The 13,267-nt window shown below is 41.0% G+C and carries 10 protein-coding genes and 2 rRNA genes (1 of these 12 cut by a window edge); all 12 read right to left on the bottom strand.

Annotated elements, in window-relative coordinates; translation table 11 throughout:
• A 23S ribosomal RNA gene (locus tag MKY06_RS00505) occupies positions 1-619 on the bottom strand (it extends 2,317 nt beyond the left edge of the window).
• Positions 620-844: 225 nt separating this feature from the next.
• Positions 845-2,396: ribosomal RNA gene (locus tag MKY06_RS00500) — 16S ribosomal RNA — on the bottom strand.
• Together the 16S and 23S rRNA genes form the textbook arrangement of a ribosomal RNA operon.
• Positions 2,397-2,678: 282 nt before the next feature.
• The gene (gene lysS, locus MKY06_RS00495) at positions 2,679-4,163 is read right to left on the bottom strand and encodes a lysine--tRNA ligase (RefSeq protein WP_013054894.1); all 1,485 of its coding nucleotides are present in this window, start codon (positions 4,161-4,163) and stop codon (positions 2,679-2,681) included.
• A gap of 272 nt (positions 4,164-4,435) precedes the next feature.
• A complete protein-coding gene (gene folK, locus MKY06_RS00490) occupies positions 4,436-4,981 on the bottom strand; it encodes a 2-amino-4-hydroxy-6-hydroxymethyldihydropteridine diphosphokinase (RefSeq protein WP_013054893.1) in 546 nt (181 codons plus the stop codon).
• Complete coding sequence (gene folB, locus MKY06_RS00485) at positions 4,982-5,341, bottom strand: dihydroneopterin aldolase (protein ID WP_013054892.1); 360 nt, start codon at positions 5,339-5,341, stop codon at positions 4,982-4,984.
• Positions 5,342-5,362: 21 nt separating this feature from the next.
• Positions 5,363-6,226 (bottom strand): aminodeoxychorismate lyase, encoded by an 864-nt coding sequence (gene pabC, locus MKY06_RS00480; RefSeq protein ID WP_013054891.1) that lies wholly within the window; start codon positions 6,224-6,226, stop codon positions 5,363-5,365.
• Between the two features lie 4 nt (positions 6,227-6,230).
• Positions 6,231-6,812 carry an aminodeoxychorismate/anthranilate synthase component II gene (gene pabA, locus MKY06_RS00475; RefSeq protein ID WP_013054890.1) on the bottom strand — a complete coding sequence of 194 codons (582 nt, stop codon included), beginning with the start codon at positions 6,810-6,812 and terminating at the stop codon, positions 6,231-6,233.
• Between the two features lie 2 nt (positions 6,813-6,814).
• Positions 6,815-8,230, bottom strand: a complete 1,416-nt coding sequence (gene pabB / locus MKY06_RS00470; RefSeq protein ID WP_097813011.1) for an aminodeoxychorismate synthase component I — start codon at positions 8,228-8,230, stop codon at positions 6,815-6,817.
• 97 nt (positions 8,231-8,327) lie between these two features.
• Entirely contained in the window at positions 8,328-9,266 is a 939-nt protein-coding gene (gene cysK, locus MKY06_RS00465; protein ID WP_013054888.1) for a cysteine synthase A, read from the bottom strand.
• A gap of 200 nt (positions 9,267-9,466) precedes the next feature.
• Positions 9,467-10,345, bottom strand: a complete 879-nt coding sequence (gene hslO, locus MKY06_RS00460) for an Hsp33 family molecular chaperone HslO (protein WP_013054887.1) — start codon at positions 10,343-10,345, stop codon at positions 9,467-9,469.
• A 12-nt stretch (positions 10,346-10,357) separates the two neighbouring features.
• Positions 10,358-11,125, bottom strand: a complete 768-nt coding sequence (locus tag MKY06_RS00455) for a type III pantothenate kinase (protein WP_098526852.1) — start codon at positions 11,123-11,125, stop codon at positions 10,358-10,360.
• Between the two features lie 217 nt (positions 11,126-11,342).
• A complete protein-coding gene (gene ftsH, locus MKY06_RS00450; RefSeq protein WP_013054885.1) occupies positions 11,343-13,253 on the bottom strand; it encodes an ATP-dependent zinc metalloprotease FtsH in 1,911 nt (636 codons plus the stop codon).
• Between the last annotated feature and the right edge of the window lie 14 nt (positions 13,254-13,267).

The following is a 13,267-nucleotide window of genomic DNA, read 5'->3' as shown; positions in this document are numbered from 1 at the left end:
ATTCTACAAAAGGCACGCCATCACCCGTTAACGGGCTCTGACTACTTGTAGGCACACGGTTTCAGGATCTCTTTCACTCCCCTTCCGGGGTGCTTTTCACCTTTCCCTCACGGTACTGGTTCACTATCGGTCACTAGGTAGTATTTAGCCTTGGGAGATGGTCCTCCCAGCTTCCGACGGAATTTCACGTGTTCCGCCGTACTCAGGATCCACTCAAGAGGGAACGAAGTTTCAACTACAGGGTTGTTACCTTCTTCGACGGACCTTTCCAGGTCGCTTCATTTACTTCGTTCCTTTGTAACTCCGTATAGAGTGTCCTACAACCCCAAGAGGCAAGCCTCTTGGTTTGGGCTAATTCCGTTTCGCTCGCCGCTACTCAGGAAATCGCATTTGCTTTCTCTTCCTCCGGGTACTTAGATGTTTCAGTTCCCCGGGTCTGCCTTCAATATCCTATGTATTCAGATAAAGATACTGTTCCATTACGAACAGTGGGTTTCCCCATTCGGAAATCTCCGGATCAAAGCTCACTTACAGCTCCCCGAAGCATATCGGTGTTAGTCCCGTCCTTCATCGGCTCCTAGTGCCAAGGCATTCACCGTGCGCCCTTTCTAACTTAACCATTAGCGAATAAATGGTACAACATAATGTTGTGTTATTTATTGATTTGATTAAAGAAAAGTTTCACTTTTCCTCAGCAATTACTGTTATCTAGTTTTCAAAGAACAATCGCAACCAAAATTCTTCTTATTAGATAAGAAGAAAGTAGTGTGCTTTCTATAATTGAGAGATTGAACTCTCAAAACTGAACAAAGTGTCAAAACGTACGTCATGTAAAAATCCTTAGAAAGGAGGTGATCCAGCCGCACCTTCCGATACGGCTACCTTGTTACGACTTCACCCCAATCATCTGTCCCACCTTAGGCGGCTAGCTCCTTACGGTTACTCCACCGACTTCGGGTGTTACAAACTCTCGTGGTGTGACGGGCGGTGTGTACAAGGCCCGGGAACGTATTCACCGCGGCATGCTGATCCGCGATTACTAGCGATTCCAGCTTCATGTAGGCGAGTTGCAGCCTACAATCCGAACTGAGAATGGTTTTATGGGATTGGCTTGACCTCGCGGTCTTGCAGCCCTTTGTACCATCCATTGTAGCACGTGTGTAGCCCAGGTCATAAGGGGCATGATGATTTGACGTCATCCCCACCTTCCTCCGGTTTGTCACCGGCAGTCACCTTAGAGTGCCCAACTGAATGCTGGCAACTAAGATCAAGGGTTGCGCTCGTTGCGGGACTTAACCCAACATCTCACGACACGAGCTGACGACAACCATGCACCACCTGTCACTCTGTCCCCCGAAGGGGAACGCTCTATCTCTAGAGTTGTCAGAGGATGTCAAGACCTGGTAAGGTTCTTCGCGTTGCTTCGAATTAAACCACATGCTCCACCGCTTGTGCGGGCCCCCGTCAATTCCTTTGAGTTTCAGTCTTGCGACCGTACTCCCCAGGCGGAGTGCTTAATGCGTTAGCTGCAGCACTAAAGGGCGGAAACCCTCTAACACTTAGCACTCATCGTTTACGGCGTGGACTACCAGGGTATCTAATCCTGTTTGCTCCCCACGCTTTCGCGCCTCAGCGTCAGTTACAGACCAAAAAGCCGCCTTCGCCACTGGTGTTCCTCCACATCTCTACGCATTTCACCGCTACACGTGGAATTCCGCTTTTCTCTTCTGCACTCAAGTTCCCCAGTTTCCAATGACCCTCCACGGTTGAGCCGTGGGCTTTCACATCAGACTTAAGAAACCGCCTGCGCGCGCTTTACGCCCAATAATTCCGGATAACGCTTGCCACCTACGTATTACCGCGGCTGCTGGCACGTAGTTAGCCGTGGCTTTCTGGTTAGGTACCGTCAAGGTACGAGCAGTTACTCTCGTACTTGTTCTTCCCTAACAACAGAGTTTTACGACCCGAAAGCCTTCATCACTCACGCGGCGTTGCTCCGTCAGACTTTCGTCCATTGCGGAAGATTCCCTACTGCTGCCTCCCGTAGGAGTCTGGGCCGTGTCTCAGTCCCAGTGTGGCCGATCACCCTCTCAGGTCGGCTATGCATCGTTGCCTTGGTGAGCCGTTACCTCACCAACTAGCTAATGCACCGCGGGCCCATCTGTAAGTGATAGCCGAAACCATCTTTCAATCATCTCCCATGAAGGAGAAGATCCTATCCGGTATTAGCTTCGGTTTCCCGAAGTTATCCCAGTCTTACAGGCAGGTTGCCCACGTGTTACTCACCCGTCCGCCGCTAACGTCATAGAAGCAAGCTTCTAATCAGTTCGCTCGACTTGCATGTATTAGGCACGCCGCCAGCGTTCATCCTGAGCCAGGATCAAACTCTCCGAAGAAATGTTTGACTTGCTCAATTAAAAAATAAAAATTAACGTTGACGTTTGTCGCTTTGTTCAGTTTTCAAAGTTCAACCGCCGCTCTTAAGCGACTTTACTATCTTATCAAGTTATTAACGTAATGTCAACAATTTTTTTATTTCTTTTTGTTGTTTTCGCTTGTCTGCGTTAGCAACAGATATAAATATACCAAATCAATTTCATAAAAACAAGAGGTAAATTAAAAGTTTAAATTTTCTAATATTATCAACTAAAAAAAAGATGGCCGTAGCCATCTCTTTTTTAGCGCTGACGCATGTGTGGGAATAATAGTACATCACGGATTGACGGTGCATTTGTTAGTAACATAACAAGGCGGTCAATACCGATTCCTAGACCACCTGTAGGTGGCATACCATATTCTAATGCCTCAATGAAGTCATCATCCATCTCATGCGCTTCATCATTTCCTTGTTCTTTCTCTTTCAACTGAGCTTCAAAGCGCTCACGTTGGTCAATTGGATCATTTAGCTCTGTAAATGCGTTCGCGTGTTCACGCGCAACGATAAACAGCTCAAAACGGTCAGTAAAACGCGGATCTTCCGCATTTTTCTTAGCCAATGGAGAGATTTCTACAGGATGTCCGTAAATGAACGTTGGTTGAATTAACTGCTCTTCTACTTTTTGTTCAAAGAATTCATTTACAATATGTCCATATTGCATATGTTCAGTGATTTCTACCCCGTGTTCTTTCGCTAAAGCACGAGCTTCTTCAACAGATGTTTCTCCCCAGAAGTCTACGCCCGTATATTGTTTAATAGCATCGACCATATGAAGTCTTGTCCACTCTGGAGTTAAATCCACCTCTTGGTCGCCGTACTGAATCTTTGTTGTACCAAGCACTTCTTGCGCAATGTGTGCAATTAAGTTCTCTGTTAAAGCCATGATATCTTTGTAGTCCGCATACGCTTCGTACAATTCGATCATTGTAAATTCAGGGTTGTGACGTGTAGATACACCTTCATTACGGAATACACGGCCAATTTCATATACTTTTTCTAATCCACCTACGATTAAACGTTTTAAATGAAGTTCAATCGCAATACGCATATAAAGTTCCATATCAAGCGCATTGTGGTGTGTCACAAACGGACGAGCTGCTGCTCCACCTGCGATTGAATGCATCATCGGTGTTTCAACTTCTAAGTATCCATGATTATCTAAGTAACGGCGCATCGATTGAATAATGCGGCTTCTTGAGATAAATGTTTGTTTACTTTCTGGGTTTGTAATTAAATCTAAGTAACGTTGACGGTAGCGCTGTTCAATATCTTTTAAACCATGATATTTATCTGGAAGTGGACGAAGCGCTTTTGTTAGTAACGTAAAATCTTTTACTTTAATAGAAAGTTCGCCAACTTTTGTTTTGAATAAAACACCTTCAACCCCTACCAAGTCACCGATATCTACGCTGCTGAAGATTTCGTACTGTTCTTCGCCAATTGCATCTTTACGTACATAAAGCTGAATTTGTCCTGTTAAATCTTGAACGTGAGCGAAACCTGCTTTTCCTTTTCCACGCTTTGTCATAATACGACCAGCTAGTGACACAGGCACTTCATTTTCTTCTAACTGTTCTTTTGTTAACTCGTCATACTCACTAATTAATTGCTGTGATGTATGTGTACGTTCAAAACGTTGACCAAACGGATCAATACCCTGATCTCGTAGGTTGCTCATTTTTTCGCGACGAACGAGAAATTGATCATTTAATTCTTCATGACTCATCGTTTACTCATCTCCATCGTATAATTAAGTTTTCCGAAACAGAAAAAAGGCCAGCATGTTTACTGGCAACTACTACGTTTCTTTAAAATTATTATAGGTTCAGTCGTTTCTCTATGTCAAATCGCTTTATTCTTGCTTCGCTTCTCTTTTTCTTCGATTTCTCTAACAAGCTACCGAATAAACCAACAACCTGCGAACCCAAACCTTAAACTTTTTACTCTGAACTCTACTTTACGCCAATATAAAAATGAATCAACTAATAAGATTCGTTTTTACTTATGTAAATCATTACTATTATTTTCGAACATATCTATTATACCAGTTGTTTGCTCTCGAAATAATTTTACATCTTTTAAATCCGATAAACGTGTTGTGATGGTTTCAACTTTTTCTTCTGCTACAGGGAGAATAAGAGATGGAGCTAGCTCGTTTAGAGGAACCATCACAAACGCCCGTTCAAACATTCGGGGATGAGGGACGCTCAATCTATCCGTATGAATGATTTCATTACTATAAAGTAAGATATCTAAATCAAGGGTTCTAGGCCCCCATACAATCTCTCTTTTTCGACCTGCGGCTTGTTCAATGGCTTGCAAACAATCTAAAAGTTGCTCTGACGAATACGTTGTTTGTATTTTTACTACCATGTTTAAAAAGCTTGCTTGATTCGTATACCCGACCGGGGCCGTTTCATAAACAGATGAAACAGCCACTACCTTAACCTCAGAGTGTTTCATCAAGCCAGTAACTCCTGACTTCAAATGTTCCATTCGATTTTCAATATTTGATCCTAATGCAATATATGCTTCTGTTGTCATTCAACGGCTCCTTTTAATTTCAATTGCTACCGATTGATAATAACCGGGAATTGGCGGATCGGGCTTATATACCTTTACTGTACAAGCCTGCACGAGTTCGTAATTAGCAAGCAATTCAGATGCAATCGTTTCGGCCACCGTTTCAACTAACTTGAACGTGCGCTTCTCTACGACTTCCTGGCATGTTTGGTATAAATCTGCATAGCTCACCGAGTATTCTAAATTATCCGTAGTACCGGCTTGCTTTAAATCCAGTTCTACAGCTAAATCCACGTGAAAACGCTGCCCTAATTTATTTTCTTCTGGAAATACGCCATGATATCCATAGAAACGCATATCGTTCACATAAATTTTATCCATCTTTAGCCTCTCCTTTCGCTTTTATACATGTAGCTCGTGTCGACTCATTAGCGACATAGTGTAAGAGCTATACTCTTTTTGCAACTGAGCTGTCAGCGTATGGTCTCCTACTGAAAACTGCTTATCCTTTATACTTCGAAGAGGTACGATTTCTTGAATGGAATTTGTAACGAAAGCTTCATCACCCTCCAAGAGCTGTTCCACCGTAAATAAGCCTTCTACAACCTCTATGTTTTTCTTTTGTAAAAGCGTAAAGATAAACTGTCTCGTAATTCCATTTAAGATACCTGTTTCAAGAGACGGCGTATATACACAATCACCTTTTACAAAAAATAAATTTGACACAATACCTTCGGCTAAGAACCCTTCTTTTGTTAAAAAGATACCCTCTTTATTTAAGTCTGAACCAACTTCTCGCTTAGCTAGTACATTGTTTAAATAATGATGAGACTTTAATCTCATGGTTCCTTCGGGCGTATTTCGCTTCGTCTCAAGAATAAGCCCCTCTTTTACAAGGGGGCTCGATGGATGAGGCATTGATTTCATATATACGATTGTAGATGGCTTGTCGTATTCTTCCACCTGCAAGCCAATTCCGCCATTTCCTGCTGAGACATTTAATCGAACATACGCATTTCTCTCATTGTTTTTCATTAACAGACTATTAATGATTCCCAACACGTCCTGTGTAGAGTAGTCCCATACAATATTTAATTCACGTAAGCTGCTACACAGTCGATCCAGATGGTCTTCAACTAAAAATGGATGACCTTCATAAACTCGTAACGTTTCAAACAGCCCTAGGCCATACATATATCCGTGATCAAATGGAGAAATAGTGGCTTCAGACGCAGGCTTTACTTCGCCATTTACGTATATATACATATCATTACACTCGCTTTTTTTCGTAAGTTTCAATAAAATTCTTCAGCATTTCTTTACCGTAAGAAGTCATGATAGATTCAGGATGGAACTGTACTCCTTCAATAGGTAATGATTTATGGCGAATCGCCATAATTTCATCTTCTGCTGTCCACGCTGAAATCTCAAAGCAATCCGGCAGTGAACTTTTTTCTACAATCAAAGAATGATATCTCGTTGCCGTGAACGGATTATCAAGACCTTTAAAGATAGTACGGCCATCATGATGCATTTCAGATGTTTTACCGTGCATTAATTTATCCGCACGAATCACATTCCCTCCAAAAGCTTGCCCAATCGACTGATGCCCTAAGCATACGCCGAATATTGGAATCTTACCTGCAAAATACTCGATGGCTTCTAGACTGATTCCCGCTTCGTTAGGACTGCATGGTCCCGGGGAGATCATCAAGAAATCTGGATTTAGCACTTCAATTTCAGAAAGTGTAATTTCATCATTTCTTTTTACAAGAAGCTCATGCCCTAGCTCACCTAAATACTGTACTAAATTAAACGTAAAAGAATCATAATTATCAATCATTAATATCATCTTTACTCACCCTCACTCAGCTCATTTTCGCTCTGCTCTTTTGCTTTCCATAGTGCAATTGCTTTTTTCAGTGATTCTTTGTATTCGTGTTTCGGATTTGAATCAATCACAACACCCGCACCAGCCTGCACATAAGCTTGGCCGTCTTGAATAATCATAGTGCGAATCGCAATATTTAATTCCATATCTCCATTAAACCCAATCCAACCAATCGATCCTGTATAAATTCCTCGTCGAACTGGTTCAAGTTCTTCAATGATTTCCATTGTACGAACTTTAGGTGCTCCAGTAATCGTCCCTCCAGGAAAAACCGCATCTACGATATCTACAAAATCTTTGCTGCGCGCGAGCTTGCCTTTTACATTAGACACAATATGCATGACATGTGAATATTTTTCAATAACCATAAACTCGTCAACATGTACGGTACCATATTCGCTTACTCTACCAAGATCATTACGCTCCAAGTCAACAAGCATCACATGCTCTGCACGCTCTTTTTCGTTATGAATAAGCTCATCCGCTAACTGTTGGTCTTCTTGATCATCCTTACCGCGAGAGCGCGTTCCCGCAATCGGTCTCGTACTGATTTCATCACCAGCTTTTTTCACTAATAGTTCTGGTGAACAGCTCACAATGTGAAATTCTTCTGTCTGCATATAAGACATGTAAGGAGACGGGTTGATTTTTCGTACCTGTTCGTAGATATGCATAGGATGAGTTTGAAGCTGTTGAGACTGTCGAACAGATAAGTTCACTTGAAACACATCGCCTTGCCCAATGTACTCATGTACGCGAGTTGTGGCATCTGAAAAAGCAGCTTCAGACATCGAAACCTCACTCTTTTCGGCAACACGATGAATCCGCTCATATGAGAGTCCTTCAGCACTTGCCTCCATCCAGTCCTTTTTGTATTGATCAATACGCTTATGTGCCTGCTCTTTACAATCTGCTTCGTCATTAACGATAATCCAGAGCTTTTCCTTTTCTTGATCGTATACAAATACGTCATCGAAAATAAGGAAATAAACGTCCGGCGTTTTCAATGAATCTTCAGCAAGGTCAGGTATGGTTTCTACATAGCGGATATAATCATAGCTAATAAAGCCAATTGCTCCACCTTGAAAAGGAGGTAGATCTGGATTCACCTCTGATTCAAACTTCTTCATCCAGTCTCGCATAAGATGAAGCGGATTACCTTTTTGAACAGTAGCTTGGTCATCCGTTTTGATATGAAGCTCGTTTTGTTCGCCTCGCAAAATGGCTACAGGTTTTAATCCCATCATTTGAAACTTTCCGCCTCGACCGCTTTCAAGCAGGATATGATTCGGTTCCTCTTTTGACAACTCTTGATATTTTTTGAACCATTGGTTTTTAGAGATAGAAATAGATTCGCCCCAAGTCATTCTTTGCTGCATTTGTTCACTCTCCTAAAAATAAATCACCTGCTTTCATTTTACATGATTCTTAGATGAAAAAAAACAGCTTCATATAGAAGCTGTTTTTTTATCGTTTTTATGCTTGTGTTTGTTCCTCGAATTGGAACAATGGAGTACTTAGGTAACGCTCACCGTTACTTGGAATAATCGCTAACACTTTTTTACCTTTTCCAAGCTGTTTTGCAGCTTTTAACGCAGCATAAATCGCAGCCCCAGAAGAGATACCTACTAGTACACCTTCTGTTTTTGCTACTTTACGGGCATATTCAAAAGCTTGGTCGTTTTGAACAGCGACAACTTCGTCATATACTTCCGTGTTAAGCGTATCCGGAACAAAGTTTGCACCAATTCCTTGAATTTTATGAGGTCCTGGTTGACCACCGCTTAAAATCGGAGAATCAGCTGGCTCTACCGCATAAATTTTGATATTTGGATACTTTTCTTTTAACACTTCACCAGCACCTGTAATAGTACCGCCAGTACCGATACCTGCCACAAATCCATCTAGCTGATCGCCAAACTGCTCGATAATTTCTTTAGCCGTTGTTTGACGGTGCACTTCTGGGTTCGCCTCGTTTTGGAACTGCTGAGGAATAAAGTAGCCGTGCTCTTTTGCAAGCTCAGTTGCTTTATTAACCGCCCCTTTCATTCCTTCTGGACCTGGTGTTAACACTAACTCTGCACCGTACGCACGAAGCAGATTACGACGCTCAATACTCATCGTTTCAGGCATTGTTAAAATAGCACGGTATCCTTTTGCTGCAGCTACCATTGCTAAGCCAATTCCTGTGTTACCACTTGTTGGTTCAATGATTGTGTCGCCAGGTTTTAACACACCTTTTGCTTCCGCATCTTCGATCATCGCTAATGCTATACGATCTTTTACGCTGCTCCCCGGGTTCATAAATTCTAATTTTAAATATACATCCGCCATATCTTCTTCAACTAGACGGTTTAGTTTTACGATTGGTGTTTGACCAATTAACTCTGTAATTGAATTTGCAATACGTGCCATATGACCACTCCTAATACCAACTAATTTTATTGATTTTGTATACAATTTATCAGATATTTTCTAAATTGTCAATCATTTTGTCTTTCCATTTACCTAATTTTGTTATATTTTTAGATCAATATATACAGAAATAGAACTTAATATCTATAAAAAAGGCGCTCATTTATAAAATGACGCCTTTTAAGAATCTTTTATTTCATTTAAATTGCTTGTTCTTTCATTTCTTCAAGCTGCTTTTTATCAAAACGATAGGTCTCATTACAGAAATGACACTGGGCTTCAGCTTGGCCGTCTTCCTCAATCATCGATTGAATCTCTTCTTGTCCTAAGCTGATAATAGCATTGGCAATTCTTTCTTCTGAGCACTGACATTTGAACTCTACAGGCATTGTCTCCAGAAACTTTACATTTTCTTTTCCAAGAACTTCTTCTAAGATTTCTTCAGGAGAAAGACCTTTTTGAATCAGTTTTGAAATTGGTTCAATCGTCTGTAAGCGTTGTTCAATAGCTGTAATCGTTTTATCATCTGTTCCTGGCAGAAGCTGAATGATAAATCCGCCCGCAGCTAAGATCGTGTTATCAGGGTTAACAAGTACACCTACACCTACTGAAGATGGGACTTGTTCAGATGTCACAAAATAATACGTGAAATCCTCTCCTAATTCTCCCGATACAATAGGTACTTGTCCGTTAAATTGATCACGCATTCCGATATCTTTTACGACACTTAGCGTACCATCTGTACCTACAGCACGTGCTACATCTAATTTTCCATGCTGATTTAAATCGAAGTGCGTTTGTGGATTCGTTACATATCCGCGCACTTCCCCTTTAGCATTGCTGTCTACTAAAATAACGCCAATTGGGCCGCGACCTTCAATTTTAATTGTTAGCTTTTGCTCACCCTTTAGCATAGCCCCCATCATGACTCCCGCAGTCATTGAACGTCCCAATGCTGCAGAGGCTGTAGGCCATGTATAGTGACGGCGCTGCGCTTCTCCAACTGTATCCGTTGTTTTTACTGCATAAGCGCGAACTTGACTATTGTAAGCTAGTGCTTTTACTAAATAGTCACCCATAATATACACCTCTTACTCCATATTTTTTGTATAAATTATTTGCAATCCTTTTAAAGTCAAAAATGGATCCACAATATCAATAATATCCGACTCTTTAGCAATCAATGTTGCGAGTCCTCCAGTAGCAATAACTTTAGGATTTACTGTTGCTTGCTCTTTCATTCTTGCTACAATTCCTTCTACTTGTCCAACGTATCCATATAAAATACCTGCTTGCATCGCAGATACTGTATTTTTTCCCACAATGCTATTTGGTCGCGCAATTTCAATTCGCGGAAGCTTAGATGCTCTTGAATAAAGAGCTTCTGTCGAAATATTAATACCAGGGGCAATCGCACCACCCATATATTGCTTATTTTCATCAATATAGCAATACGTGGTTGCGGTACCAAAATCAACGATAATTAAAGGGCTTCCGTATAGCTGAATTCCAGCAATAGCATTTACAATACGGTCTGCTCCCACTTCACGCGGATTTTCATATTTAATATTTAAACCCGTCTTAATTCCAGGACCAACAACAAGCGGCTTTAAATGAAAATACTTTTGACACATTCTCTCCAATGCAAACATAATAGGAGGAACAACAGAGGAAATAATAATACCATGAATATCTTTAAAAGATAAACTAACGTGCTCAAGCAAGGCTTTGATTGTCATGCCATACTCGTCTTCTGTTTTATTACGGCTTGTTTCTACACGCCAATGATACTTTAATTCATCTCCATCGTATACACCTAATACCGTATTCGTATTTCCAACATCTAATACAAAAATCATTTCAATCACCACTTTATATAAATTCAGTATTCACACTGAAACCATCATACCATAACTGGTAAATAGACGTGTATATTCTAGATAAAATAGGAATATAATGACACGATTCTCTAGTGGATATCCTACTTATCCACCATATATACGAAAACCTTTTATCAAATCTAACTTTTGCTCATAAAAAAATCAGTGGAGAATATCTCCACTGATTTTTATTGTCTTATGCTTTTGGCTCTTCATCGTCTGTCTTTGTTTGGATATTTACTTTAACATCTTCATCTGTTACGTGACTAGAACGGTCTGGAAGAGTTCCATGATCTACTAAGTGGTTGATTTGCTCAGCGTCTAACGTTTCTACTTCTAACAATGTTTGAGCTACAAGCTCTAACTTGTCACGGTTTTCCGTTAAGATCTGCTTCGCACGCTCATAGCTTTCTTTAATGAAACGTTGGATTTCATTATCAATTTCATGAGCAATCGCATCACTGTAGTTTTGTTCACTGTGTAAATCACGACCTAAGAATACTTGGCCTTGTTGTGATTGACCGAATTGCATTGGTCCTAACTTTTCACTCATACCGTATTCTGTTACCATTTTACGAGCGATGCTTGTTGCACGCTGGAAGTCATTGTGAGCACCTGTACTCACTTCGCCGAAAATAATTTCCTCAGCTACGCGACCACCAAGCAATCCAACAATTTTATCCAGCAGCTCTGGCTTCGTCATAAAGTAGCGATCTTCTTTTGGTAACATAACAGCATATCCACCAGCTTGCCCACGTGGAACAATGGTTACTTTATGTACCATATCAGCTTCGTCTAATACGACACCGATAATTGTATGTCCTGCTTCATGATAAGCAACAATATTGCGTTCTTTTTTAGAAATAACTCGACTTTTCTTAGCTGGACCTGCAATTACGCGGTCTGTTGCTTCGTCAATGTCAACCATTTCAATTTTCTTTTTGTCCTGTCTAGCAGCTACTAAGGCAGCTTCGTTTAACAAGTTTTCGAGATCTGCACCTGAGAAACCTGGCGTACGCATAGCAATTGCTTTTAAGTTTACTGATTCATCTAAAGGCTTATTGCGAGCATGTACTTTAAGCACTGCTTCACGGCCATTTACATCTGGACGATCTACCGTAATTTGACGGTCGAAGCGGCCTGGACGTAATAACGCTGGATCTAAGATATCCGGGCGGTTTGTTGCTGCAATGATAATGATACCTTCGTTAGCACCAAAACCATCCATCTCAACAAGCAATTGGTTCAATGTTTGTTCACGCTCATCGTGTCCGCCACCAAGACCTGCGCCACGTTGACGACCTACAGCATCGATTTCATCAATAAAGATAATACATGGAGCATTCTTCTTCGCATTTTCGAATAGATCACGAACACGAGAAGCACCGACCCCAACAAACATTTCAACAAAGTCTGAACCACTGATAGAGAAGAAAGGAACGCCTGCTTCACCAGCAACAGCTCTTGCTAATAATGTTTTACCAGTACCAGGAGGTCCCACAAGTAAGACACCCTTCGGAATTCTTGCACCTAGCTCTGCGAATTTACGAGGATCTTTTAAGAACTCAACAACTTCCACAAGTTCTTGCTTTTCTTCGTCTGCACCAGCTACGTCTTTAAATTTAACCTTTTTCTTTTCTTCACTGTAAAGCTTAGCCTTACTTTTACCGAAGTTCATAACGCGGCTTCCGCCACCTTGAGCTTGGTTCAGTAAGAAGAAGAATAGGATGAAAATAATAACAAACGGAATGATTGACGTAAAGAACGTTACCCAGCCGCTTGTTTCATCAGCAGGTTTAAAATCAACTTCTACTTGATTATTTTCTGAAGCAGCGTCAATACGATCAAGTGCTTTGTCACCATCTACGATGTAAGTTTGGAACGTTTGATCCTTTTTATAAGAATCTAACTTCCCTTGCACAACATACACGCCTCTTTCAGGCTTCATAGAGAGTGATTTTACATCACCTTTGTCTAAGTGTTGAACAAATGTATCGTATCTCATTGGTTCTGCTTTTTGATTAGAGCCACTAAAGAAGCTTACCACGCCAATAATGACTAAAAATATAAGTAAATAAAAGATGGTATTACGGAAGATCCGATTCATTTCTTACCTCCTCC

This window comes from Priestia sp. FSL P4-0332, assembly GCF_038005845.1.
Classification (GTDB): Bacteria; Bacillota; Bacilli; order Bacillales; family Bacillaceae_H; genus Priestia.
Note: the sequence above shows the minus strand (reverse complement) of the source record. Positions and strands in the feature narration are given on the sequence as shown.

Bases quoted from the DNA above. Each gene is read 5' to 3' on its own strand.
- lysS (WP_013054894.1), bottom strand. From the start codon at position 4,163: ATGAGTCATGAAGAATTAAATGATCAATTTCTCGTTCGTCGCGAAAAA.
- folK (WP_013054893.1), bottom strand. From the start codon at position 4,981: ATGACAACAGAAGCATATATTGCATTAGGATCAAATATTGAAAATCGA.
- folB (WP_013054892.1), bottom strand. From the start codon at position 5,341: ATGGATAAAATTTATGTGAACGATATGCGTTTCTATGGATATCATGGC.
- pabC (WP_013054891.1), bottom strand. From the start codon at position 6,226: ATGTATATATACGTAAATGGCGAAGTAAAGCCTGCGTCTGAAGCCACT.
- pabA (WP_013054890.1), bottom strand. From the start codon at position 6,812: ATGATATTAATGATTGATAATTATGATTCTTTTACGTTTAATTTAGTA.
- pabB (WP_097813011.1), bottom strand. From the start codon at position 8,230: ATGCAGCAAAGAATGACTTGGGGCGAATCTATTTCTATCTCTAAAAAC.
- cysK (WP_013054888.1), bottom strand. From the start codon at position 9,266: ATGGCACGTATTGCAAATTCAATTACAGAGTTAATTGGTCAAACACCA.
- hslO (WP_013054887.1), bottom strand. From the start codon at position 10,345: ATGGGTGACTATTTAGTAAAAGCACTAGCTTACAATAGTCAAGTTCGC.
- MKY06_RS00455 (WP_098526852.1), bottom strand. From the start codon at position 11,125: ATGATTTTTGTATTAGATGTTGGAAATACGAATACGGTATTAGGTGTA.
- ftsH (WP_013054885.1), bottom strand. From the start codon at position 13,253: ATGAATCGGATCTTCCGTAATACCATCTTTTATTTACTTATATTTTTA.